Source organism: Streptomyces sp. NPDC088354, from assembly GCF_044753585.1.
In the GTDB taxonomy this organism is placed as follows: Bacteria; Actinomycetota; Actinomycetes; order Streptomycetales; family Streptomycetaceae; genus Actinacidiphila.
Genome location: NZ_JBIVNJ010000010.1, coordinates 107,310 through 131,891 on the forward strand (window position 1 = coordinate 107,310; position 24,582 = coordinate 131,891).

Consider the following 24,582-nt stretch of genomic DNA (forward strand, 5'->3'; position numbering starts at 1 on the left):
TGGGGGCGTGGGACCGGCCAGGTGCCGTTCGGATCGTCCAGTGTACGACGTATGACCCGTTACCGCGCGTTGAAGTACTTCGCCTCCGGATGATGGATGACGATGGCGTCGGTGGACTGCTCCGGATGGAGCTGGAACTCCTCCGACAGCCGCACGCCGATCCGCTCGGGCTCCAGCAGCTGCGCGATCTTGGCCCGGTCCTCCAGGTCGGGGCAGGCCCCGTAGCCGAGGGAGAAGCGGGCACCGCGGTACTTCAGCGCGAACATGTCCTCCATCGCGCCCGGGTCCTCCCCGGAGAAGCCCAGCTCCGCGCGGACCCGGGCGTGCCAGTACTCGGCGAGCGCCTCGGCGAGCTGGACGGACAGGCCGTGCAGCTCCAGGTAGTCGCGGTAGGCGTCGGCGGCGAAGAGCTTGTTGGCGGCCTCGGAGACCCGGTTGCCGACCGTGACCACCTGCAGGCCGACCACGTCGGTCTCGCCGGACTCCTCCGGGCGGAAGAAGTCGGCGAGGCACAGCCGGCGGCCGCGGCGCTGCCGCGGGAAGGTGAACCGGGTCCGCTCCGCGCCGTCCTCGCCGAGGATGATCAGGTCGTCGCCCTTGGAGACGCAGCGGAAGTATCCGTAGACGACCGCCGCCTCCAGCAGGCCCTCGCTCTGCATGCGGTCCAGCAGGCCGCGCAGCCGCGGCCGGCCCTCGGTCTCCACCAGTTCCTCGTAGTCGGGACCGCCGGCGCGGGACTGCTTCAGGCCCCACTGGCCCTTGAACAGCGCGCCCTCGTCGAGCCAGGACGCGTAGTCCTTGAGCGGGATGCCCTTGACGATCCGAGAGCCCCAGAAGGGCGGGGTCGGCACGGGGTTGTCGGTGGCCACGTCCGAGCGGATCTGACCGCGGTTCTCCTCGGCCTCCCGCGCCGCGGCGGCCTCTCCGGGGCCCGTCTGCCCCTCCCGGCGGGCCACGCGCCGCTGCCGCAGCTCGGGGAGCGTGGCGCCGGGGACGCCGCGCTTGACGGCGATGAGCGCGTCCATCAACCGCAGGCCCTCGAAGGCGTCGCGGGCGTAGCGGACTTCGCCCTCGTAGATCTCGTGGAGGTCCTGCTCGACGTAAGCGCGGGTGAGGGCGGCGCCGCCGAGGATGACGGGGAACCGGGCGGCCAGCCCGCGCTGGTTGAGCTCCTCCAGGTTCTCCTTCATGATCACGGTGGACTTCACCAGCAGGCCCGACATGCCGATCACGTCCGCCGCGTGCTCCTGGGCGGCGTCGAGGATCGCCGAGACCGGCTGCTTGATGCCCAGGTTGACGACGTTGTAGCCGTTGTTGGACAGGATGATGTCCACGAGGTTCTTGCCGATGTCGTGCACGTCGCCGCGAACGGTGGCCAGCACGATGGTGCCCTTGCCGGAGGCGTCGGACTTCTCCATGTGCGGCTCGAGGTGGGCGACGGCGGTCTTCATCACCTCGGCGGACTGCAGGACGAAGGGCAGTTGCATCTGGCCGGAGCCGAAGAGCTCGCCGACGACCTTCATGCCCTCCAGCAGGGTCTCGTTGACGATGTCGAGGGCCGGACGTGCCTTCAGCGCCTCGTCGAGGTCCGCCTCCAGGCCGTTCTTCTCGCCGTCGATGATGCGCCGTTGCAGCCGTTCGTCCAGCGGCAGCGCGGCGAGTTCCTCGGCGCGGCCGGCCCTGACGGACTTGGTGTCCACGCCCTCGAACAGCTCCAGGAAACGCTGCAGCGGGTCGTAGCCCTCGCGGCGGCGGTCGTGGACGAGGTCGAGGGCGACCTCGCGCTGCTCCTCCGGGATGCGGGCGATGGGCACGATCTTGGACGCGTGGACGATCGCCGAGTCCAGGCCGGCTTCCACGCACTCGTGCAGGAAGACCGAGTTGAGCACGATGCGGGCGGCCGGGTTGAGGCCGAAGGAGATGTTGGACAGGCCGAGCGTGGTCTGCACGGCCGGGTGGCGGCGCTTGAGCTCGCGGATCGCCTCGATGGTGGCGATGCCGTCCCCGCGGGACTCCTCCTGGCCGGTGGCGATGGTGAACGTCAGGCAGTCGACGATGATGTCGCTCTCGGCGATGCCCCAGTTGCCGGTCAGGTCCGCGATGAGGCGCTCGGCGACCGCGACCTTGGCCTCCGGCGTGCGGGCCTGGCCCTCCTCGTCGATGGTGAGGGCGATCAGGGCCGCGCCGTGCTCCACGGCGAGCCGGGTGGTGCGGGCGAAGCGGGAGTCGGGGCCGTCGCCGTCCTCGTAGTTGACCGAGTTGATCACCGCGCGTCCGCCGAGCTTCTCCAGGCCCGCCCGGAGCACCTCGGGCTCGGTGGAGTCGAGCACGATCGGCAGGGTGGAGGCGGTGGCGAGCCGGCCGGCGATCTCGTTCATGTCGGCGACGCCGTCGCGGCCGACGTAGTCGACGCACAGGTCCAGGAAGTGGGCGCCCTCGCGGATCTGCTCGCGGGCCATCTCCACGCAGTCGTCCCAGCGGCCGTCCAGCATGGCCTCGCGGAACTTCTTGGAGCCGTTGGCGTTGGTGCGCTCACCGATGGCGAGGTACGCGGTGTCCTGGCGGAAGGGGACCGTCTGGTAGAGCGAGGACGCGCCCGGCTCGGGGCGCGGCTCGCGGGCGGCGACCTCGTGCCCGCGCACCCGCTCGACGACCTGCCGCAGGTGCTCGGGGGTGGTGCCGCAGCAGCCGCCGACCAGGGAGAGCCCGTACTCCCGGACGAAGACCTCCTGCGCGTCGGCGAGTTCACCGGGGGTCAGCGGGTAGTGCGCGCCGTCCTTGCCGAGGATGGGCAGGCCCGCGTTGGGCATGCAGGACAGCTGGATGCCGGCGTGCCGGGCGAGGTAGCGCAGGTGCTCGCTCATCTCGGCGGGGCCGGTGGCGCAGTTGAGGCCGATCATGTCGATGCCGAGCGGCTCCAGCGCGGTGAGCGCGGCGCCGATCTCGGATCCCAGCAGCATGGTGCCGGTGGTCTCGACGGTGACGGAGCAGATGAGCGGCGCGACCGAGTGCGCCGCGTCCAGGGCCCGCCGCGCGCCGATCAGGGCGGCCTTGGTCTGCAGCAGGTCCTGGGTGGTCTCCACGATCACCGCGTCGGCGCCGCCGGCGAGCAGGCCCGCGGCGCTCTGCTCGTAGGCGTCGCGCAGCGTCCCGTACGCGACATGGCCGAGGGTGGGGAGCTTGGTGCCCGGGCCCATGGAACCGAGCACCCAGCGGGGGCGGTCGGGGGTGGCGTAGGCGTCGGCCACCTCGCGGGCGACCCGGGCGCCTGCCTCGGCGACCTCGTGGACGCGCTCCTCGATGCCGTACTCCAGGAGGCCGGCGTGGTTGGCGCTGAAGGTGTTGGTCTCCACGCAGTCGACGCCGGCGTCGAAGTAGGCCTCGTGCACCGAGCGGACGATGTCGGGGCGGGAGATGTTCAGGATGTCGTTCAGGCCCTCGTGGCCCTGGAAGTCGTCCATCGTCGGATTCTTCGACTGGAGCATGGTGCCCATGGCCCCGTCGGCGACCACGACCCGTTGGGCGAGGGCCTCCCGGAGCGCCGCTGCGCGGGCGTGTGCCGGGGAGGTCCCCTTGGAGGAATACGACGACGGCTGGGCCATGGATGTGCTCCCTGAGTGCGACGGCTGTCGGCTTGGTGCGCACCCGCTCTCGCTGGTACGCACCAGGCCAGCGTAGCCGGGAGAGCGGAATCCGCCTCCGGCATTCCGAAGGGCGGACCGTGGTGCCACACTCATCTCTGGGATGATGATGGTCGGCATGGTCTGACAGCGTTCAGCATTGTCGACTCGTTCATGATCGTTCCTGACAGAGGGGTTGTTCATGCCAGGTCCCATCCAGTCGCTCAGCCGCGCGGCTGCGATCCTGCGGCTGCTGGCCGGCGGGGAGCGCAGGCTCGGCCTGTCGGACGTGGCCTCCTCGCTGGGCCTGGCCAAGGGGACGGCGCACGGCATCCTGCGCACCCTGCAGCAGGAGGGCTTCGTCGAGCAGGACCCGGTCTCCGGCCGCTACCAGCTGGGGGCGGAACTGCTGCGGCTGGGCAACAGCTACCTGGACGTGCACGAGCTGCGCGCCCGCGCCCTGGTGTGGACCGACGACCTGGCGCGCTCCAGCGGCGAGGCCGTCTACCTGGGCGTGCTCCACCAGCAGGGCGTGCTCATCGTCCACCACGTCTTCCGCCCCGACGACAGCCGCCAGGTGCTGGAGGTCGGCGCCATGCACCCGCTGCACAGCAGCGCGCTGGGCAAGGTGCTCTCCGCGTACGACCCGGTCGCGCACGGCGAGGTGACCGAGATGGAGCGCGAGGCGCTGACGCCGCGCACGGTCACCGGGGCCGCGGAGTTCGAGGGAGTGCTCGACCTCACACGGGCTCGCGGCTGGGGGGCGGACCTGGAGGAGACCTGGGACGGCGTGGCCTCGATCGCGGCACCCATCCACGACCGGCACCGCATGCCGGTCGGCGCGGTCGCGGTCACCGGCGCGGTGGAACGGGTCTGCGACGACGACGGCGGCATCAGCGCCCAACTGGTCGCCGCGGTGCGGGACTGCGCCCGCGCGGTCTCCCGTGACCTGGGCGCCGGCCGGTTCTGAAGCCGGCCGGAGAACCGTCCCAGAACCTGTCGAACTCTTGACGCATCCGGTCACGCAGGAGAACACTCTCGTTCGGCGGTCGACATTGTCGAACGGAAGCCGACGGAGTCGGTACGGTGTACCTGGCCGTGGGACCGCCGGGGGGCCTGGTGACAGGCCCGCGAACCCATGAACGGGACGAGGGTTCGCCTTCCCCTGGACGAAGGACAAAGGAGTCGCACGTGTCCAGTGAGCACATCTTTCTCGGCGAGACCATCGGTACCGCCATCCTGATCCTGCTCGGCGGCGGCGTCTGCGCGGCCGTCACGCTCAAGAGCTCCAAGGCCCGCAACGCCGGCTGGCTCGCCATCACCTTCGGCTGGGGCTTCGCCGTCCTGACCGGTGCCTACATCTCGGGCAGCCTCTCCGGCGCCCACCTCAACCCGGCCGTGACCATCGGCCTCGCCGTCGACACCGGCGAGTGGAGCAAGGTCCCGGTCTACCTGGCCGGCCAGATGCTCGGCGCGATGATCGGCGCCGCGCTCGTGTGGGCCGCCTACGCGGGTCAGTTCCAGGCCCATCTGACCGACAGCGAGATCACCGGCGCCGTCGAGGGCCCCCACACCGCCGCCGCTGCCACCGACGGCACCGATGCCGCCGCCCCCGGACAGCGGCGGGCCTCCGCTCCCGGCCCGGTGCTGGGCATCTTCTCCACCGGTCCGGAGATCCGCAACGTCGTGCAGAACCTCGCGACCGAGATCATCGGCACCTTCGTCCTCGTGCTGTTCATCCTGACCCTCGGCCTCACCAAGGGCCTCAGCGTCTCCGGCACCGGCACCCTGATGGTGGCCCTGGTCGTCGTCGGCATAGGCCTCTCGCTCGGCGGCCCGACCGGTTACGCCATCAACCCCGCCCGCGACCTCGGCCCGCGCATCGTGCACGCGCTCCTGCCGCTGCCGAACAAGGGCGGTTCGGACTGGGGCTACGCCTGGATACCGGTTGTCGGCCCGATCGTGGGCGCGGTCCTCGCAGCCGGCCTCCACAGGATCGCATTCTGAGCAGTAGCACCCGACGACCCACTGGACTTTGGACTTGAGGAGCACACCGTGACCAACGCCCACACCGAAGGCCCCTTCATCGCGGCGATCGACCAGGGCACCACGTCGTCGCGCTGCATCATCTTCGACAAGGACGGCCGCATCGTCTCGGTCGGACAGAAGGAGCACGAGCAGATCTTCCCGAAGCCGGGATGGGTCGAGCACAACGCCGCGGAGATCTGGACCAACGTCCAGGAGGTCGTCGCCGAGGCCGTCTCCAAGGCGGGCATCACCGCCGCCGACGTCAAGGCCATCGGCATCACCAACCAGCGCGAGACCACGCTGCTGTGGGACAAGGCGACCGGCGAGCCGGTGCACAACGCGCTCGTCTGGCAGGACACCCGCACCGACGCCCTGTGCAAGGAGCTCGGCCGCAACGTCGGCCAGGACCGCTTCCGCCGGGAGACCGGCCTGCCGCTGGCCTCCTACTTCTCCGGTCCGAAGATCCGCTGGCTGCTGGACAACGTCGAGGGGCTGCGCGAGCGCGCCGAGGCCGGCGAGATCCTCTTCGGCACCATGGACAGCTGGGTGATCTGGAACCTCACCGGCGGTGTCAACGGCGGACGGCACGTCACCGACGTCACCAACGCCTCCCGCACGCTGCTGATGAACCTGCACACCCTGGACTGGGACGACAAGATCGTCTCGTCCCTCGGCATCCCGGCCGCGGTCCTCCCGGAGATCCGCTCCTCCGCCGAGGTGTACGGCGAGGCGGCCTCGGGCGCCCTGGCCGGTGTGCCGGTCGCCTCCGCGCTCGGCGACCAGCAGGCCGCGCTGTTCGGCCAGACGTGCTACTCCGAGGGCGAGGCCAAGTCCACCTACGGCACGGGCACCTTCCTGCTGATGAACACCGGCGACAAGCCGATCAACAGCTACAACGGCCTGATCACCACCGTCGGCTACCGCATCGGCGACCAGAAGCCGGTGTACGCCCTGGAGGGCTCGATCGCCGTCACCGGTTCGCTGGTGCAGTGGATGCGCGACCAGATGGGCCTGATCAAGACGGCGGCCGAGATCGAGACGCTGGCCATGTCGGTCGAGGACAACGGCGGCGCCTACTTCGTGCCGGCCTTCTCCGGTCTGTTCGCCCCGTACTGGCGCTCCGACGCCCGGGGGGTGATCGCGGGCCTCACCCGGTACGTGACCAAGGCGCACATCGCCCGCGCGGTGCTGGAGGCGACCGCCTGGCAGACCCGCGAGATCGTCGACGCGATGACCAAGGACTCGGGCGTGGAGCTCACCGCGCTCAAGGTCGACGGCGGCATGACCGCCAACAACCTGCTCATGCAGACCCTCGCCGACTTCCTGGACGCGCCTGTCGTGCGCCCGCTGGTCGCCGAGACCACCTGCCTGGGCGCGGCCTACGCCGCCGGTCTGGCGGTGGGCTTCTGGTCGGACACCGACGAGCTGCGCGCCAACTGGCGTCGGGCCGCCGAATGGACCCCGCGGATGGACGCCGACGTCCGCGACCGCGAGTACAAGAGCTGGCTCAAGGCCGTCGAGCGGACCATGGGCTGGATCGACGAGGAGAAGTGAATCGATCATGACAACCCTGCAGCACGTCCCGGGCCTCGGGACGCATCCGATCGCCGGCCGGAACCCGGGCCGCGCCGAGACCCGGGAACTGCTGAGCCGCGCGGGCTACGACCTGCTGGTCATCGGCGGCGGCATCCTGGGCACCTCCGTGGCCTGGCACGCCGCGCAGTCGGGGCTGCGGGTGGCGATGGTGGACGCCGGCGACTTCGCCGGCGCCACCAGTTCCGCCTCCTCCAAGCTCGTCCACGGCGGTCTGCGCTACCTGCAGACCGGCGCGGTCAAACTGGTGGCGGAGAACCACATGGAACGCCGGGTGCTGGCCAAGGACGTGGCCCCGCACCTGGTGAACCCGCTCACCTTCTACCTGCCGGTCTACAAGGGCGGCCCGGTCGGCGCCGCCAAGCTCGGTGCGGGTGTCTTCGCCTACTCGGCGCTGTCCGCCTTCGGTGACGGGGTGGGCAGGATCATCTCCCCGTCCCGGGCGGCCGCCGCCAACCCCGCGCTGCGCACGGACGACCTGAAGGCCGTCGCCGTCTACTACGACCACCAGATGAACGACTCGCGGATGGCGGTCATGACGGTGCGCGCGGCCGTCGAGGCGGGCGCGGTCGTCCTCAACCACGCGGAGGTCACCGGGCTGCGCTTCACCCACGGCCGGGTCAGCGGCGCCGACCTCAAGGACCGGCTGGACGGCACCGAGTTCGGTGTCGACGCCCGGCTGGTGCTCAACGCCACCGGCCCGTGGGTCGACCACCTGCGGCAGATGGAGGACAAGGGCGCCGCGCCCAGCATCCGGCTGTCCAAGGGCGCCCACATCGTCCTGAAGCGCAAGGCGCCGTGGCGGGCGGCCATGGCGACGCCGATCGACAAGTACCGCATCACCTTCGCGCTGCCGTGGGAGGACCAGTTGCTGCTGGGCACCACGGACGAGGAGTACACGGGAGACCCGGCCGACGTACGGGCGACCGACGCCGACATCCGGCAGATCCTGGACGAGGCCGCCCACTCCGTGCGGGACGAGCACCTGTCCCCCGACCTGATCACCTACGCCTTCGCGGGCCTGCGGGTACTGCCGGGCGGCCCCGGCGGCGTGGAGAAGGCCAAGCGCGAGACGGTGGTGTCCGAGGGCAGCGGCGGCATGCTGTCGGTCGCGGGCGGCAAGTGGACCACGTACCGGCACATCGGGCGCACCGTGATGGCCAAGCTCGCCAAGCTGCCCGGCGGCCCGCTCAACGAGGACATGCAGCCGCTGGACCAGCTGCCGCGCCGGGTACCGCTGCCGGGGGTCGCCAACCCGAACGCGGTCGCCCACCGGCTGCTCGTGGACCGCGACCCGGGCCACCGCATCGACCCGCTGACGGCCCGCCACCTGGCCACCCACTACGGGGCGCTGTCCTTCGACATCGCCCGCATGGTGAACGAGGACCCCGCGCTCGGCGAGCGCATCCACCCCGACGGCCCGGAGATATGGGCCCAGGTCGTCTACGCCCGCGACCACGAGTGGGCGCGGACCGCGGACGACGTACTGCGCCGCCGCACCACCTTGACGGTACGGGGGCTGGACACCGCGGACGTCCGTACGCGCGTGGAGGCCGTGCTGGCCGGCCGGCGCGACTGACCCTCTCGCCACGGGCCCGGGTGGGCTGTGCGACCGAGCCGAACGGCTGGTCCGCACAGCCCACCCGGGCCTTTCGCGTTCCCGCGCCACGGTCCGCCAACCCGCCCCGCGACAGGACGGGTTGGCGCCGGGTTGACATCGGCGCCTCCCTGAAACACTCTTTAACTACTTGATTAGTTAAAGGGGGGTTGTCGCATGGTCGAGTTCCGCATCGACCGGCGCAGTGGGGTCGCCACCTACCTGCAGATCGTCCATCAGACCAAGCAGGCCCTGCGGCTCGGGCTGCTCCGGCCCGGCGACCAGTTGCCCACCGCCCGCCAAGTGGTCGAGACGGCCGTCGTCAATCCGAACACCGTGCTGAAGGCCTACCGCGAACTCGAGCGGGAGGGGCTGGTGGTGGCCCGCCGCGGCCTCGGCACCTTCGTGCAGAAGTCGCTCGGCGCCGCGCCCGCGGACTCTCCGCTCGCCGCGGAACTGGCCGCGTGGATGCGCCGGGCACGCGAGGGCGGACTCGACCGTGAGGACGCCTCCGCGCTGTTCACCTCCGTGCTGGACCAGGAGTTCTCCGAGGGGGAGAAATGAACGAGGAAACGGCCGCCGTCGAGGCGTCCGGGCTCACCGTGGGATATCCGTGGCGCCGCGAGCCCGTGCTGCGGGACTGCGCCTTCCGGCTGCCCGCGGGGCGGATCTGCGCACTCGTCGGGCCCAACGGCGCGGGCAAGTCGACGCTCCTCGCGGTGGCCGCGGGGTTGCTCCGGCTCGCGGAAGGGGAGATACGGGTGTTCGGTAAGGCGCCGGCCGCCGCACGCGCCCGCGTCGCGTACGTCGCGCAGGACAAACCCCTGTACCCGCACCTCACCGTCGCCGCGACGCTGCGCCTCGGCGCCGAACTGAACCCGGACCGCTGGCACCACGAGGCGGCGACGCGCATCGTGGAGGCCGGCGGCCTGTCCCCGAAGGCGCGGATCCGCTCGCTGTCCGGCGGCCAGCGCACCCGCGTCGCCCTCGCCCTGGCGCTCGGCAAACGGCCCGACCTGCTCCTGCTCGACGAGCCGATGTCCGGACTCGACCCGCAGGCCCGGCACGAACTGACCGGCGCGCTCCTGGCCGAGGCGGTGGAGCACGGCACGACCGTCGTGATGAGCTCCCACATCGTCTCGGAACTGGAGGACTCCTGCGACCACCTGCTGCTGCTCGGCGGCGGCCAGGTCCGGCTGGCGGGCGGGATCGAGGAACTGCTGGCGGCCCACCGCCTGCTCACCGGTGTCGGCGAGGACCACGGAACCCACACCGTCGTCGAGGAGCGCGCCTCGGGCCGGGGACGCACGGCGCTGGTCCGGCCCGGCGGGGCCATCGACGGCGACCGCTGGCTGGTGGAGAACCCCGGTCTGGACGAGCTGGTCCTCGCCCACCTGCGCAATCCCGGGGCACCCGCCCTCGTCATCGGCAGCAGCGTTCCCACGTCCCGGCAGGAGGCCACCGCATGACCGCCCTGACGCTCCCCCCGCGCCGCCTGCGCGACCGGCACGGCCTGACCTGGTCGGTGCTGCGGGTGCACCGTACGGCCCTGTGGGTCTGGGCCGCCGTCGTGGCCGCCGGGGTCGGCGGACTCCTGTGGTCGTACCGGCAGGCCACGGGGAACGCCGGGGACGGCCTCCCCCTCGACGACTTCGCCGGCCTCCGCCTGGCCGGCAGCGCGATCCTCCTCCTGCCGCCGGTCGTCGCCGCCTTCGCGGGCGGCGCGCTGATCGGCCGTGAGCTCGAGAACGGCACCGCCGCACTCGCCTGGACCCAGTCGGTCAGCCCGGCCCGCTGGCTCGCCGCCAAACTCGCCGTGCCCGCCCTGGCGCTCACGGCGGGCATGACCGTCCTGACGCTGCTCTTCCGCTGGGTCTGGACGTCCGGTACGAGCGACGCGGCACCCGGTTGGTACGAGAAGGACGTCTTCTTCGCCGGCGGCCCGGTCGGGCTCGCGTACGTCCTGCTCGGGCTGGCACTGGGCGCGCTGAGCGGCCTGCTGATGCGGCGGACGCTCAGCGGTCTCGGCTTCGCCTTCTTCGCGACCGTCCTCGTCCACTTCACCCTCGTCACGTTCCGGTCCCGTCTGTGGCCGACGACCCGGTGGACCGGCTTCGAGGCGGCCCGGCTGCCCGCCAGTGCCGACCGGATCGAGGTCGGCCTCGTCACGGCCGCCGGGAAACCCCTCTCCGGGACCCAGTGCAATATGGACGTGCCGAGGGAGTTCGAGCAGTGCCTGCGGGACATGGGCGCCGCGGACGCCTACGCCGTGGTCCACCCCGCCTCGCACTACTGGCCGCTCCAGTTCGTCGAGTCGGGGATCGTCCTGGCCGTGGCCGCCCTCGCCTGCGTCGCGGCCTTCGGGCTGCTGCGCCGCCGGGCGGCCTGAAGCGGTCCGGCGCGATCCGTGTAGCGTCCGGGAGCACCGCCGACCGCGCCTGGAGGACCGATGACCGCCGATCCGCAGCCCATCACCCGCATTCCCCGCACGGGGCTGCCCGCCCACGCGGTCGTCGTGGGCGACCCGGCGCGGGCGGCGGAGGTCGCCGGGATGCTGGCGCAGGCGAGGGAGGTGGCGTACCACCGCGAGTACCGCACCTTCACGGGCACGTGGAAGGGCACGGACGTGGTGGTCGCCTCGCACGGCGTGGGCGCCCCGGGGGCGATGCTGCTGTTCCAGGAGCTGGCCGACGCCGGGGTCCGTACGATCCTGCGACTGGGCACCGCCGGGGCGATCGCGGCCGGGATCGGCGACGGCGACCTGGTGATCGCCGAGGCGGCCGTACGCGACGACGGGGTCACGCAGCAGCTCCTGCCGCCGGAGTACCCGGCGTTCGCGGCGCCTGAGGCGGTCCTGGCCCTGCAGCGCGCGGCCCGGGCGCTGGACGCGCCGCACCACCGCGGGGTGGTCTGGACGCGGGCCGCCTTCCAGCCGGGCTTCCTGCCGCTGCCGGGCGAGGCGTACACGGCCGCCGGGATCGCGGCCATCGAGATGGAGCTGTCGGCGCTGCTGGTGCTCGCCTCCACCCGGGGCCTGGTCGCGGGCGGCGCGCTCGTCGTGGACGGGGCGAACGCGGACGACCTGGTCGACGTCGAGGCGACCGGCGGCTACGACCCGTACCGGGCGGTGGTCGCCGAGGGGGTTGCCCGCGGCAGCCGGGTAACGTTGGACGCCTTGCATCTGCTGGCCACCGAGTACGGAAGCGACGTGAAGTGAGCGTTCAGGACGCCGATCTGCTGGTGCACGGCGGCACTGTGCTGACCGTCGACGCGGCGGGCACCGTCGTGCCGGACGGCGCGGTCGCGGTGCGCGGCGGCGCGATCGTGGCCGTCGGCCCGGCGGCGGAGGTCCGCGCCGCGTACCGGGCCGCCGAGGAGATCGACGCGACGGGCCGCCTGGTGCTGCCCGGCCTGATCAACACCCACACGCACCTGGCGATGACCCTGCTGCGGGGCTGCGCCGACGACGTGGACCTGCAGGAGTTCCTGGCCCGGGTGATCCCCCGCGAGGCCGAGCTGCTCTCGCCGCCCGCGGTGGCGGCCGGGGTGCGGGTCGCGGTGGCGGAGAGCGTGCGCGCGGGCGTCACCACCGGCCTGGACATGTACTGGTTCCACGAGGCCGCCGAGGAGGCCGCCCGGGAGGCGGGCTGGCGGCTGCTGGCCGGCCCGACGTTCATGGACGTCCCCGGCCCGCCGGACGGCCGCGCCTACGCGGAGCGCATGCCCTGGGCCGCCGCCGACCTGGCGGCACGCGCGTCCGGTGCGCCGGGCACCCGCCCCGTGCTCTTCGCGCACAGCGCCTACACCCTGGACCCCGACCAGCTGGTGGCGATCAGCGGGCTCGCCCGCGAGCACGGCGCGCTGCTGCACGTCCACGCGGCGGAGAACGCCGCCGAGGTCGCCATGGTCGTCGAACGCCACGGCAAGCGCCCGGTGGAACTGCTGGACTCGCTCGGCGTCCTCGGCCCCGACGTGCTCCTCGCGCACGCCGTGGACCTCTCCGACGGCGAGATCGCCGCGCTGGCCAGGACCGGCACGGCCGTCGCGCACTGCCCGGTGTCCAACCTGAAGCTGGGCTGCGGCATCGCCCGCGTCCCCGACCTGCTGGCCGCCGGTGTGACGGTCGGCCTCGGCACCGACGGCGTGGTCAGCTCCAACACCCTCGACGTGCTCGGCGCGGTGCGCGCCGCCGCCCTGGTCCACAAGGCGTCCGGCGACCCCACCGCCGTGGGCGCCGAGCAGGCGGTGCGGATGGCGACGATCGAGGCCGCCCGCGCGCTGGGCCTGGACGCCCACCTCGGCTCGCTGGAGCCCGGCAAGCGCGCCGACCTCGTCGTCCTCGACCTGGGCGGGCCGCACCTGGCCCCGCGCCACGACCCGTGGTCGATGCTCGCGTACGCCGCCGCGGCCGCCGATGTGCGCGACACCGTCGTGGACGGCCGCGTCCTGATGCGCGACCGCGCCCTGCTCACCCTGGACGAACCGGCCGCGCTGCGCGCGCTGGAGGCGCTGGAGCAGGAGCACCCGGCATGACCTCCGCGCGGGAACCCACCCGCGGCTTCACCGGCCGTGCCCGGGCCGCCGACCGCGACCCGCGGCTGCCACCCGGCCAGTACGACGCGCGCGACGAGTGGCCGGTGCTGTCCGCCGAGGTCACCCCGCGGCTCACCGCGGAGCAGTGGACGTTCCGCGTCGACGGCCTGGTGGCGGCGCCGCGCACCTGGACCTGGGACGAGGCGCGGGCCCTGCCCCGGTCCTCCTACCGCGGTGACATCCACTGCGTGACCGGGTGGTCCAAGTTCGGCGTGCACTTCGGCGGGGTGTCGCTGGACGCCTTCCTCGAAGAGGTACGCCCCTCCCCCGCCGCGACGCACGTCGTGGCGTACGCGCACACCGGCTACGCCGCCGACCTGCCGCTCGCCGACGTCACCGGCGGCCGGGCCTGGATCGCCTTCGAGTACGACGGTGCGCCGCTCGCCCCCGAGCACGGCGGCCCGGCCCGGCTGGTCGTGCCGCACCTGTACTTCTGGAAGAGCGCCAAGTGGATCGCGGGCATCCGGCTGCTCGACCACGACGAGGCCGGCTTCTGGGAGCAGAACGGCTACCACCCTCGGGGTAACCCGTGGCAGGAGCAGCGCTACGCCCATGACTGACCTCTCCGCCCCCGCCTTCGTCCCGCCGACCCGCTTCGCCGTGCCCGGCCGCGTCGCGGTGAGCGGCGCCGCCGCCGCGGTGTGGCGGCGCGCCACGCTCACCGAGGTCCGCCGGGAGACCCCCCGCGCCGCCACCTTCCGGTTCGCGGTGCCCGGCTGGGCCGGGCACCTGCCGGGCCAGTACCTCACGCTGCGGCTGACGGCGGGCGACGGCTACACGGCACAGCGCAACTACTCGCTCGCCTCCGCGCCGGACGGCTCAGACCACATCGAGCTCACCCTCGACCACGTCGCCGACGGCGAGGTCTCCGGCCATCTGCACACCGTCGCCCGGCCCGGCGACGCCTTCGAGGTGCGCGGCCCGCACAGCGGCTTCTTCGCCTGGTCCGGCGACCGGCCCGCGCTGCTGCTCGGCGCCGGTTCCGGGGTCGTACCGCTGATGTCGATGATCCGCCACCGCCGGCTGCGCGGGCTGGACGTGCCGTTGCGGCTGATCGTCTCCGCCCGAACGCCCGAGGACCTGATCTACGCCCGCGAGTACGGCGCGGAGACCACCGTCGTCCTCACCCGCGCCCAGGGCCGGCTCGGCGCCGCGCATCTGGCCCCCTACCTGGCCGATCCGCCGCTGGGCGGCTGGGAGGCGTACGTGTGCGGCGGCAACGGCTTCGCGGAGCACGCCTCCCGCCTCCTGGTGGACGGCGGGCAGCCGGCGGGGCGGATCCGCATCGAGCGATTCGGCTGATCAGCGACCTTCGGGTATTCTCCTCTTTACGTGATCTTCCGGGGCACCGCCCCGGCCGGTCCGCACCGGGACGTGGCGCAGCTTGGTAGCGCACTTGACTGGGGGTCAAGGGGTCGCAGGTTCAAATCCTGTCGTCCCGACGGTGTGACAAACGTCGTCGCAGTTCGAGGGCCGTTTCCCGAAGCCGGGAAACGGCCTTTGGCGTGTCCGGGCCCTCTCCCCGCGGCGCCCGGAACGCCGTCGCCGGATCTTCGGAGCGCACCGTGGACATCGCGGTCGACCGGCAGGGCTCCCGATCCGCGGATGCACGGCATAATGGCCCGATACATCGGATGTCCTGGAGGCGAGGGCGGTCATGGCGGTCACCGACGAGGCGATCGAGAAGATCAAGGGGATGATCGTCTCCGGTGCGCTGCGACCGGGCGACCGGCTCCCCAAGGAGAGCGAACTGGCGGCCGACCTCGGCCTGTCGCGCAACTCGCTGCGCGAGGCGGTGCGCGCCCTCTCGCTGATCCGCATCCTGGACGTGCGGCAGGGCGACGGCACGTACGTCACCAGCCTCGACCCCCAACTCCTGCTGGAGGCCATGAGCTTCGTGGTGGACTTCCACCGCGACGACACCGTGCTGGAGTTCCTGGCCGTGCGGCGGATACTGGAGCCCGCGGCGACCGCCATGGCCGCCGCGATCATCCCGGAGGCCCAGCTCGACGCCCTGGAGGCCCAGTTGGCGGCGCTGGGGACGGAGCCGTCGGTCGAGGAACTGGTCGCGTGCGACCTGGAGTTCCACCGCGGCATCGTGCAGGCGGCCGGCAACTCGGTGCTGTGCTCGCTGCTCGACGGGCTGTCCGGGCCCACCACGCGGGCGCGGATCTGGCGCGGGCTCACCCAGGAGGACGCGGTCAGCCGCACCCTGCACGAGCACCGGGCGATCCTCGGCGCGCTGCGCGACCGCGACGCGGAGGCGGCGCGGTCGTGGGCGACGGTCCATGTCGCCAGCGTGGAGCAGTGGCTGCGTTCGACCCTCTGAGCCGCCGGCCCGCGGGCGAACCGGGCACGGCGCCCCGTGCGTCCGATCCCTCGAAGAAGTGATCGAGAAAAGGGATCGGATGAATTCACGCGTGCAACCGGACCTCCCCCGCCCGGCGCCCCGCCGCCCGCTCCGCCTGCGCCGCCCCTCCGCCCGCGCGGTGCGGCGCGGCGCCCTCGCGGTCGCCCTCGTCGTACTGCTGCCGGTGCTGGCGGCCGGCGTCGGCCTGCGCCTGGAGTACGTGGGCGACCCCTCAGGAGCGGGCGCCGACCGCGGCCGCAACGCGGTCTGGCTCGGCCACGCCTGGGTCGACGGCCGCCGGGACGCGGCCGACCTGGCCGCGCTCGGCCGGGAGCTGCGCGGCAGCGGCACCCGGGACCTGTACGTGCACACGGGCCCGATGGAGTTCGACGGCAGTCTCGATCCGGCGCTGTACCCCGAGGCCGCGTCGCTGGTGCGTGAGGCGCACCGCGCGCTGCCCGGGGTCCGTGTGCAGGCGTGGCTGGGACAGGTGGTCTCGCACCACGGCGACAAGGGCCTGCACCTGGACGACCCGGCGACGCGGTCCCGGATCGCGGCGAGCGCAGGGCAGGCGCTGGCGGTGGGTTTCGACGGGGTGCACCTGGACCTGGAGCCGATGTACTCGGGCGACCGCGGCTTCCTCGACGTCCTGGACTCCGTCCACGCGCTGACGGCCCGGCACGGCGCGGTCCTCTCCGTGGCGACACACCAGATCGATCCGCTGCCCTCGCTGCACGTACCGGCGGGCGCGCTGTTCCACCATCCCAAGTGGTGGTCGCAGGCCTACTTCGGGGACGTCGCCCGGCGCGTCGACCAGGTCGCGGTGATGGCCTACGACACCGCGATGCCGCTGGAGAGCCTCTTCGGCGGCTACGTCGCCCAGCAGACCGCGCTGGCCCTGGAGGTGACCCCGCCGGGTACGGACCTGCTGATGGGGCTGCCCGGCTACCACACGAACAACCTGGGCCACCACGCGTGGGCGGAGACCGTCGCCGCCGCCGCCCGCGGGGCCCGGCTGGGGCTCGCCCGGCAGGATCCCGGCCGCGAGCGCTTCGGGCTCGCCCTCTACGTCGACTTCCACGCGACCGCGGAGGACTGGGCCGCGTACCGCTCCGCGTGGGGGCCGGTGGACGACAGGACGCGTACGTCCGGTGACGCTGGGGATCATCCCCCTACGAAGGCGGCGGCACCCGCCCCGTGAAGCCGTAGGCTGGTGCCGCACGCGAAGGAACGGCAGCCGGCGGGGGTGACACCATCCCCCTTCCGGCCGGAAGGAGGCGCTGGGTGATCGAGCTCGAGGGAGTTCCCGAGCTGATCGACCCGGTCATGGTGGCCGCGTTCGAGGGCTGGAACGACGCCGGGGACGCCGCCTCCGCCGCGGTCGGGCATCTGGACCGGGAGTTCAAGGGCGAGGTGTTCGCGGCGCTCGACGCCGAGGACTACTACGACTTCCAGGTCAACCGTCCCACGGTGTGGATGGACGGCGGCGTTCGCCAGATCACCTGGCCCACGACCCGGCTGTCCGTCGTCCGCATCGAGACCCCCAAGCCGCGCGACCTGGTCCTGATCCGGGGCATCGAACCCAGCATGCGCTGGCGCTCGTTCTGCAACGAGATCCTGGGCTTCGCCCACGAGCTCGGCGTCGAGATGGTCGTGGTGATGGGCGCGCTGCTCGGCGACACGCCGCACACCCGTCCCGTCCCGGTCACCGCGGTGACCTCGGACCCGGACCTGGCGACGGCGCTCAGCCTGGAGGAGTCCCGCTACGAGGGCCCCACCGGCATCGTGGGCATCCTGCAGGAGGCCTGCACGCACGCGGGGATCCCGGCGGTGAGCCTGTGGGCCGCCGTGCCCCACTACGTGTCGCAGCCGCCCAATCCGAAGGCCACCCTGGCTCTGCTCAACCGGCTGGAGGACCTGCTGGACCTGCGCATCCCGCTCGGCGAGCTCCCCGAGGACGCCCGCGCGTGGCAGGTCGGGGTGGACGAGCTCGCGGCCGAGGACAGCGAGGTGTCCGAGTACGTGCAGACCCTGGAGGAGGCCCGCGACACGGCCGAGCTGCCGGAGGCCTCGGGCGAGGCCATCGCCCGCGAGTTCGAACGCTATCTGCGGCGCCGCGACCCGCAGGCGGGCGACCAGGACGCGAGCCCCTACCTGCGGGACACCTCTCCGAAGCCGGACACCGGCACCGCGGGGCAGGGCAACGTGGCCAGGCCCGACCGGGACGCGCCGGGGAAGGAAGGCTCCGCCGACGCCGACACGCCTGCCGACGCCGACGGCGAGGGCACGGCGAGCACCGAGAACACCGAGAACACCGAGAACACCGACAAGGACGAGTAACCCGGGGCGGCCGCCGGCCGCCACGGCGAACGGCGAGGGCCGTTGTCCCCGCGGGGACAACGGCCCTCGCCGTTGGTCAGCTCAGGTCGGGCCGGTTCAGAGCGCCACGCCGAGCAGCGCGTTCACCGCGCGCGACACCAGCCCGGGAGCCCCGGTGTCGGTGCCGCCCTCGGCGGCCTGGAGGGCCGCCCAGCGGTCCACCGCGGCGAGCGCGGCGGGCGCGTCGAGGTCGTCGGCGAGCGCCTCGCGGATCTCCTCGACCAGGGCGTCGGCAGGCGGTCCGTCCGGCCGCGACACAGCCGCGCGCCAGCTGCCGAGCCTCTCCACGGCCCGCTCCAGCACGGCGTCCGTCCACTCCCAGTCGGAGCGGTAGTGGTGGGCCAGCAGGCTGAGGCGTATGGCGGCCGGGTCGACCCCGTCCCGGCGCAGCTGCGAGACGAAGACCAGGTTGCCCTTCGACTTGGACATCTTCTCGCCGTGCAGCGCCACCATCCCGGCGTGCACGTAGGCCTTGGCCATCGGGAACTCGCCGGTGAGCACCTGGGCGTGCGAGGCGCCCATCTCGTGGTGCGGGAAGGCGAGGTCGGAGCCGCCGCCCTGGACGTCGAAGCCCATGCCGAGGTGGTCCAGGGCGATCGCGACGCACTCGATGTGCCACCCGGGCCGTCCCGGGCCGAGGCCGCCGCCGTCCCAGCTGGGCTCCCCCTCGCGGGCCGAGAGCCACAGGATCGGGTCGAGGGGGTTCTTCTTGCCGGGGCGCTCCGGGTCGCCGCCGCGCTCCGCGGACAGCGCGCGCATGGCCGCCGCGTCGAGGTGCGAGACGCTGCCGAAGTGCGGGTCGGCGTCGACGTGGAAGTAGATGTCGCCGTCGAGCTCGTAGGCGGCACCCGCCTCACGCAGCCGCTCGACCAGCGGGACGATCCCGGGGATGGCCTCGACCGCGCCGATGTAGTGCGCGGGCGGCAGCATCCGCAGGGCAGTCATGTCCTCACGGAACAGCGTGGTCTCGCGCTCGGCGAGGGCCGTCCAGTCCTGGCCGGTGGCCGCGGCCCGCTCCAGCAGCGGGTCGTCGACGTCGGTGACGTTCTGGACGTAGTGGACCTGGCGCTTCGTGTCGAGCCACACGCGCTGCACGAGGTCGAACGCGTTGTAGGTGGCCGCGTGCCCCATGTGGGTGGCGTCGTACGGGGTGATCCCGCAGACGTAGATGCGGGCGACCGGACCGGGGTCCAGGGTTACGGGTCCGCCGGTCGCGGTGTCGTGGAGACGGAGGTCGCGTCCCTTGCCCGGGAGGGCGGGGACGTCGGAAGCGGGCCAGGCATGCATGTCATGAGATTAACCGCCCGCGTGATCGGCAAACGACCGCTGGGCGCCCCCGGGACTGTGCCGTCGCCCACTGCGGCGCCGCCGGGGGCGTCCGGAACGCTCAGATCGGGGGCCAGGGGATGGCCGGCCACTCCCCGGACGGCTCCGGGTGCCGCCCCGTGCGCAGCAGGTCCGCCACGCGCTCGCGCAGTGCGGCGAGTTCCGCGGCGGTGATGAGCTCGGCCAGCCGCGCCCCGAGGCCGCCGTCGCCGAGCTCCGTCCCCAGCTTGCCGAGCACCTCCACGGCCTCCTCGGTCAGCGGCTCCCCCGCCCACCCCCACAGCAGCGTCCGCAGCTTGTTCTCCGCGTTGAACGTCACACCGTGGTCGATGGCGTAGAGCCCGCCCCGCGCCGTCGGCAGCAGGTGGCCGCCCTTGCGGTCCGCGTTGTTGATCACGGCGTCGAGCACCGCGAGCCGCCGCAGCCGCTCGTCGTCCGCGTGCACCAGCAGCGCGGTGCGGCCCTCGCCGACCTCCGCGAACCCGACCGCCTTCCAGCCGGGCCCCGGCTCCTCGGCGTCGACGAGGGCGAGCAGGCCGTCGCCGCCGCCCTCCCCCTCCTCGGGGGTGTCGATCCACAGCTGGCACATGCCCTCGCCGTACGGTCCGTCCCGCAGCACCGTGGGCGGCACGAGGCCCCACCCCGTCGACTCGGACACCAGGTACGCGGCGACCTCGCGCTGGGCGAGCGTGCCGTCGGGGAAGTCCCACAGCGGCCGCTCCCCGGCGACCGGCTTGTAGACGCAGTGGGCGGTGACGCCCTCGTGGGCGATCTCGCAGTAGAGCACGGCGTTCGAGGCGTCGCGCAGCCGTCCGAGCACCGTCAGTTCGCCGTGCGCGAGCAGTTCGGCCCCGGCCCCGGCTATGCCGCCGTCGATGCCGTCGACGCCGTCGCGGCCCGGCACGTCGCCGCTCAGGCCGTCGCCGATCGCCGGTACCCGTTCTGACGCGGGCATACGTGTCCTTCCGGGTCCAGGGGCAGGCTGCACAGCGGGCACGGGGGCCGGCCGGCGGCCACGACGTCCAGGGCGCGCTTGGCGAAGGTGCGGGCCTGGGCGCCGGTCAGGCGCACCCGCAGCAACGGCGGGCCGTTCTCGTCGTCCTGGAGGAGCATCTCCTCCGCGGCCTCCAGGTCCTCGTCGTCGTCCGCCTCGATCTCGACGAGGGCCTGCGCCTCCAGGATCATGCGCTCCTCGGCGCCGTCCCAGGCGAGGGCCATGGTGCCCACCCGGAACTCCTCCTCGACCGGGGCCTGCAGGGGAGCGTTGTCCGCCAGTTCGCTGGGGGCCACGGCGGGGACGGGCGCGGCGCCGCCGGTGCGCCGCACGACCTCGTCCAGGAGTTCGTCGATGCGTTCGGCCAGCGCCTCCACCTGGGTCTTCTCCAGGGCGACACTGGTGGTCCGGCCGGCCGCGCTGGCCTGCAGGAAGAAGGTGCGTTGTCCTGGCTGGCCAACGGTGCCTGCGACAAAGCGATCGGGCTTGTCGTAGAGGAACACCTGACGAGGCACGTCCTGCTCCGTTTGCTCGGTGTCTTCGAGGTCCGGTCCACCCTACTGCGGAAGCTGATCACGGTGCGCCCGCACCACCACCGACCTCCGCGTCCCCCGCCGCGGCCGGGGGCTGCTCGCGCGGCCGGAGCCCGTCGAGGCTGCCGGTGTCGCCGAGTCGGAGCAGGAAGGGCCGTTCCGAGGTGTAGCGGATGGCCGTCACCGAGCAGGGGTCGACGGCGATGCGCTGGAAGAGGTCGAGGTGCATGCCGAGCGCGTCCGCCACGACCGACTTGATGACGTCGCCGTGCGAGCACAGGACCCACAGCGCGTCGGGGCCGTGGGCCTCCTCCATGCGGGCGTTCCACTCGCGCACGGCGTCGACCGCGCGGTTCTGCATGGCGCGCACCGACTCGCCGCCCTCGCCGGGGAAGACGGCACCCGACGGGTAGCGCTGCACGACTCCCCACAGCGGCTCGTCGGCGAGTTCGGCGAGCTTGCGTCCGCTCCAGTCGCCGTAGGCGCACTCCGTGATCCGTTCCTCGACGTGCAGGGGCACGTCGGGCAGCACGTCCAGCAGCGGCTGGACCGTCTCGCGGCAGCGCTGCAGCGGGCTGGTGACCACAGCGGCGGGCGGCAGGACGGCGAGCCGCGCGGCGAGGTCCGCGGCCTGGTCGCGGCCGGTCTCGTCGAGGGCGACGCCGGGGAGCCGTCCGGCGAGCACGTTCTCGGTATTGGCGGTGGACCGGCCGTGCCGGACCAGGATCACGGTGGACATGACCGCCACCATACGGCGCGCCCGGGACCGGTGTGTCGGCGGCGATACGCGGAAAGAGACTTACGTGATCGTGGACTGTGCCGTGTACCGCGACGGCGAGCGGACGGCGACCCCCGCCGACGTGGCCGAGGCGCTGGAGGCCGCCCGGGCGGTGGACGGCGCCTTCGTGTGGATCGGGCTGTACGAGCCCACGGAGAAGGAGTTCGACCTCGTCAGCCGGGAGTTCACGCTGCACCCGCTGGCGGTGGAGGACGCCCTCAGCGCCCATCAGCGCCCCAAGCTGGAGGTCTACGAGGGCTCGCTCTTCCTCGTGCTCAAGCCGGTGGCCTACGACGACGCGCGGGACACGGTCTCCGCGAGCGAGCTGATGGTCTTCGTCGGGAACGACTTCGTCGTCACCGTGCGCCATGGCGAGGCCATCGCCCCCGGTGAGATCCGGCAACGGCTGGAGGCCGAGCACGAGGTGCTCAAGCACGGCCCGGGCGCCGTGATGTACGCCATCAGCGACACCGTGGTGGACGACTACATCGTGGTGGCGGCCGATCTCCAGGCCGATCTGGAGGAACTGGAGGCGGAGGTGTTCGCCCCCGAGCCGCGACGTGCGGCCGCCCGGCGCGGCGCGGAGAGCACGGCCAGCCGGATCTACGCGTTCAAGCGCCAGTTGCTTGAGTTCCGCCGGGCGGCCTCGCCCCTGATGCAGCCGATGATCCGGCTGTCCGCGGGGACGGTGCCGCACGTGGCGTCCAGCACCCAGCCCTTCTTCCGGGACGTCGCCGACCACCTCACCCGGGCCAACGAGCTGGTGGACGGCCTCGACCGGCTGCTCAGCGACATCCTGGGCGCCCATCTGACCCAGGTCGGCGTGCGGCAGAACGACGACATGCGCAAGATCTCCGCCTGGGCCGCCATGGCCGCCGTGCCGACGATGATCACCGGCGTGTACGGGATGAACTTCGAGCACATGCCGGAACTGCGCCAGGTGTGGGGCTATCCCGCGGTCCTGGCGGTCATCGTGGTGGCCGAGATCCTGCTGTACCGGACCTTCAAGCGGCACGACTGGCTGTAGCCGGCCCTGCCGCCCTGCCGGTGCCGGTGCCGGTGCCGGTGCCCGCGCCCACCCGCCGCTACACCGCCGCCTCGGCCGCGGTGGCCGGCCCGCCGAGGGCGTTGCGGCGCTGCGGCATGGACAGGCGGACCATGCGCCGCCAGCCGCCCAGGCGCTCGTAGACGTACACCGCGTGGATGCCCGCGCGCAGCAGCGCGGACCGTCCCCGCGACCAGCCGAGGACACGTCCCATGTGGGTCATGACGGCCAGGCTGACGTCCCGGTAGACGCGTACCTCGGCCAGCGCGCAGGTGCGCAGGGTGTGCCGGATGGCGCGGCCGTGCCCGGCGGAGGCGAAGCGCAGCAGCTCCTCGTGGCAGTAGGCGAGGTGGTTGTCCTCGTCCTGGGAGATCATGCGGACGGCGCGGCCGACGTCGGGATGGTCCGCGAAGTACCGGACGAGCAGGGCCATCTGCTCGGAGGCGCGCTGCTCGGTGACACGGCTGTGGGCGAGGTAGGTGACCACGTCCCGGACGGTCAGCGGCTCGTCTCGGCGGAGCTTGTCGTGGGCCAGGCCGATGCCGCCGCGTTCCAGCAGCATCGTGTAGTCGGTGTCCGCGGGTACGGGGACGGGCTCCAGGCCGCGCTTGCGCAGCAGGGCGTCGAAGATCCGCCCGTGCTTGTCCTCGTCGGCGCCGTGCCGGGCGATCTTGGGCGCGAGGCCGCGCTCCTGCTCGGGGACCAGGGCGGCGATGCGGCCGTTCTCCCAGCCTCCCTGCGCCTCCCCGCTGGCGGCGATCGAGCAGAAGAGCCGGAAGGAGTCGTCGTGGTCGAGGATCTCCTGGAACAGACTCCGGGCGGAGAGCATGTCGGAACCTCCTGCGCGAACCGGATGGACCACCGGATAACTCAATAAATCGGCCGTGCGTAAATGAAGAGTCAAATGCCCCGGAAAGCGCCTGGCAACAGGCCCGCACGTCAACTCGGCCGAACGGATGAGGACGATCGGGTGAGGGCTGCGTAACCCTTGGCGCTTCCCGGCGTTGAGTTTGGTGACGGCCGTGGCGGGGAAGACCCCCGAGCCCCCACCACGGCCGCGGAAACCGAGGGGTCCTGCGGCCGGCCCGGGCGCTCGTGATTTCATAGCCCCTCGGAGGGGTCACTACCTAGACATGTTCAGCAAGGCGACGCGGAGCCGCTCGACGGTGCGTCCAGCGGGCCCCGCGGGTTCCGACTGGGCGCCTTACGCGCGCCTGGACGACGCGGCGCACGCCTACTTCCTGCACGCCGAGGTGGCCCTGGAGGCGATCGGCGGGGTCATGGGCCGGCGCCGGGTGCGCGGCTTCACCCTCGAACGCGTGGTGGACCTCACGGAGGCCGGGACGTCGGTGTGGCAGGAGGCCGCGGTCTGCGACGGGCGGCGGCTGATCCTCTGGCACAGCGAGGAGGTCGCCGACGAGGACGCCCCCGGCGGCCGGGTCCTGGACTCCTCCGTGCAGGTGCTTCCCCTGGAGACCATCGGCCACGTCGGGATGCGCGTCCTGGTGGGCCAGGACGAGCAGGGCCGGCGGGTCGACCGCGGGGTCTACGTCGTGCTGGCGACCGCCATGCCGCACGAGCTGAGCGCGGTGCGCGGGGACGCGGACGGGGCGATCGCCTCGGCCCGGTTCCGGCCGGAGGCCTTCCGGTTCAGCAAGTCCCTGGAGGACGGCGGCCCGGGGCAGATAGCGCGGCTGATCGCCTTCGGGCGGCTGCTGGGGCGGCTGGTCCCGGGCTGAGCCGGGA

At 72.7% G+C, this 24,582-nt stretch carries 22 protein-coding genes and 1 tRNA gene; 17 read left to right on the forward strand and 6 right to left on the reverse strand.

Annotation, left to right across the window (positions count from 1 at the left end):
- Positions 1-59: 59 nt before the first annotated feature.
- Positions 60-3,602 (reverse strand): methionine synthase, encoded by a 3,543-nt coding sequence (gene metH, locus ACIP98_RS17565; RefSeq protein ID WP_319661984.1) that lies wholly within the window; start codon positions 3,600-3,602, stop codon positions 60-62.
- 220 nt (positions 3,603-3,822) lie between these two features.
- Between metH and ACIP98_RS17570 the strand changes: the two genes are divergently transcribed.
- From ACIP98_RS17570 to ACIP98_RS17640, 15 genes are all read left to right on the forward strand, one after another.
- The gene (locus tag ACIP98_RS17570; protein ID WP_319661983.1) at positions 3,823-4,590 is read left to right on the forward strand and encodes an IclR family transcriptional regulator; all 768 of its coding nucleotides are present in this window, start codon (positions 3,823-3,825) and stop codon (positions 4,588-4,590) included.
- Between the two features lie 221 nt (positions 4,591-4,811).
- A complete protein-coding gene (locus ACIP98_RS17575; RefSeq protein WP_319661982.1) occupies positions 4,812-5,627 on the forward strand; it encodes an MIP/aquaporin family protein in 816 nt (271 codons plus the stop codon).
- Between the two features lie 48 nt (positions 5,628-5,675).
- Entirely contained in the window at positions 5,676-7,202 is a 1,527-nt protein-coding gene (gene glpK / locus ACIP98_RS17580) for a glycerol kinase GlpK (RefSeq protein ID WP_319661980.1), read from the forward strand.
- 7 nt (positions 7,203-7,209) lie between these two features.
- Complete coding sequence (locus tag ACIP98_RS17585) at positions 7,210-8,820, forward strand: glycerol-3-phosphate dehydrogenase/oxidase (RefSeq protein WP_319661979.1); 1,611 nt, start codon at positions 7,210-7,212, stop codon at positions 8,818-8,820.
- 195 nt (positions 8,821-9,015) lie between these two features.
- Positions 9,016-9,402, forward strand: a complete 387-nt coding sequence (locus ACIP98_RS17590; RefSeq protein ID WP_319661978.1) for a GntR family transcriptional regulator — start codon at positions 9,016-9,018, stop codon at positions 9,400-9,402.
- On the forward strand, positions 9,399-10,307 hold the full coding sequence (locus tag ACIP98_RS17595) for an ABC transporter ATP-binding protein (protein WP_401976704.1): 909 nt from the start codon (positions 9,399-9,401) through the stop codon (positions 10,305-10,307). Before ACIP98_RS17590 ends, ACIP98_RS17595 begins: the two co-directional genes overlap by 4 nt.
- Positions 10,304-11,227 carry an ABC transporter permease gene (locus tag ACIP98_RS17600; RefSeq protein WP_319661976.1) on the forward strand — a complete coding sequence of 308 codons (924 nt, stop codon included), beginning with the start codon at positions 10,304-10,306 and terminating at the stop codon, positions 11,225-11,227. The genes ACIP98_RS17595 and ACIP98_RS17600 overlap by 4 nt, the downstream gene beginning before the upstream one ends.
- Positions 11,228-11,287: 60 nt before the next feature.
- The gene (locus ACIP98_RS17605; protein WP_401976707.1) at positions 11,288-12,055 is read left to right on the forward strand and encodes a nucleoside phosphorylase; all 768 of its coding nucleotides are present in this window, start codon (positions 11,288-11,290) and stop codon (positions 12,053-12,055) included.
- On the forward strand, positions 12,052-13,371 hold the full coding sequence (locus ACIP98_RS17610; protein ID WP_319661974.1) for an amidohydrolase: 1,320 nt from the start codon (positions 12,052-12,054) through the stop codon (positions 13,369-13,371). Before ACIP98_RS17605 ends, ACIP98_RS17610 begins: the two co-directional genes overlap by 4 nt.
- Positions 13,368-13,991 (forward strand): sulfite oxidase-like oxidoreductase, encoded by a 624-nt coding sequence (locus ACIP98_RS17615; protein WP_319661973.1) that lies wholly within the window; start codon positions 13,368-13,370, stop codon positions 13,989-13,991. Before ACIP98_RS17610 ends, ACIP98_RS17615 begins: the two co-directional genes overlap by 4 nt.
- Positions 13,984-14,733, forward strand: coding sequence for a ferredoxin reductase (locus ACIP98_RS17620; RefSeq protein ID WP_401976710.1), 750 nt, complete (start codon positions 13,984-13,986; stop codon positions 14,731-14,733). Before ACIP98_RS17615 ends, ACIP98_RS17620 begins: the two co-directional genes overlap by 8 nt.
- Positions 14,734-14,799: 66 nt before the next feature.
- Positions 14,800-14,873, forward strand: a tRNA-Pro gene (locus ACIP98_RS17625).
- 215 nt (positions 14,874-15,088) lie between these two features.
- Positions 15,089-15,760, forward strand: a complete 672-nt coding sequence (locus ACIP98_RS17630; RefSeq protein WP_319661971.1) for a FadR/GntR family transcriptional regulator — start codon at positions 15,089-15,091, stop codon at positions 15,758-15,760.
- Positions 15,761-15,839: 79 nt separating this feature from the next.
- Positions 15,840-16,982 carry a hypothetical protein gene (locus tag ACIP98_RS17635; RefSeq protein ID WP_401976712.1) on the forward strand — a complete coding sequence of 381 codons (1,143 nt, stop codon included), beginning with the start codon at positions 15,840-15,842 and terminating at the stop codon, positions 16,980-16,982.
- An 83-nt stretch (positions 16,983-17,065) separates the two neighbouring features.
- Entirely contained in the window at positions 17,066-18,121 is a 1,056-nt protein-coding gene (locus ACIP98_RS17640) for a PAC2 family protein (RefSeq protein ID WP_401976715.1), read from the forward strand.
- Positions 18,122-18,217: 96 nt separating this feature from the next.
- Here the strand turns inward: ACIP98_RS17640 and mshC are convergent, their stop codons facing one another.
- From mshC to ACIP98_RS17660, 4 genes are all read right to left on the reverse strand, one after another.
- A complete protein-coding gene (mshC, locus tag ACIP98_RS17645; protein ID WP_319661968.1) occupies positions 18,218-19,447 on the reverse strand; it encodes a cysteine--1-D-myo-inosityl 2-amino-2-deoxy-alpha-D-glucopyranoside ligase in 1,230 nt (409 codons plus the stop codon).
- A 100-nt stretch (positions 19,448-19,547) separates the two neighbouring features.
- Positions 19,548-20,441 carry an SCO1664 family protein gene (locus ACIP98_RS17650; protein WP_319661967.1) on the reverse strand — a complete coding sequence of 298 codons (894 nt, stop codon included), beginning with the start codon at positions 20,439-20,441 and terminating at the stop codon, positions 19,548-19,550.
- The gene (locus ACIP98_RS17655; protein ID WP_319661966.1) at positions 20,399-20,995 is read right to left on the reverse strand and encodes a DUF3090 domain-containing protein; all 597 of its coding nucleotides are present in this window, start codon (positions 20,993-20,995) and stop codon (positions 20,399-20,401) included. Before ACIP98_RS17655 ends, ACIP98_RS17650 begins: the two co-directional genes overlap by 43 nt.
- Positions 20,996-21,053: 58 nt before the next feature.
- A complete protein-coding gene (locus tag ACIP98_RS17660) occupies positions 21,054-21,752 on the reverse strand; it encodes a histidine phosphatase family protein (protein WP_319661965.1) in 699 nt (232 codons plus the stop codon).
- A gap of 64 nt (positions 21,753-21,816) precedes the next feature.
- Here ACIP98_RS17660 and ACIP98_RS17665 point away from each other — a divergent pair, with 64 nt between their 5' ends.
- Complete coding sequence (locus ACIP98_RS17665) at positions 21,817-22,818, forward strand: magnesium and cobalt transport protein CorA (protein ID WP_401976720.1); 1,002 nt, start codon at positions 21,817-21,819, stop codon at positions 22,816-22,818.
- A gap of 58 nt (positions 22,819-22,876) precedes the next feature.
- Here the strand turns inward: ACIP98_RS17665 and ACIP98_RS17670 are convergent, their stop codons facing one another.
- Entirely contained in the window at positions 22,877-23,665 is a 789-nt protein-coding gene (locus tag ACIP98_RS17670; RefSeq protein WP_401976723.1) for a ferritin-like domain-containing protein, read from the reverse strand.
- 304 nt (positions 23,666-23,969) lie between these two features.
- Between ACIP98_RS17670 and ACIP98_RS17675 the strand changes: the two genes are divergently transcribed.
- Entirely contained in the window at positions 23,970-24,575 is a 606-nt protein-coding gene (locus tag ACIP98_RS17675; RefSeq protein ID WP_319661962.1) for a hypothetical protein, read from the forward strand.
- Positions 24,576-24,582: the final 7 nt, after the last annotated feature.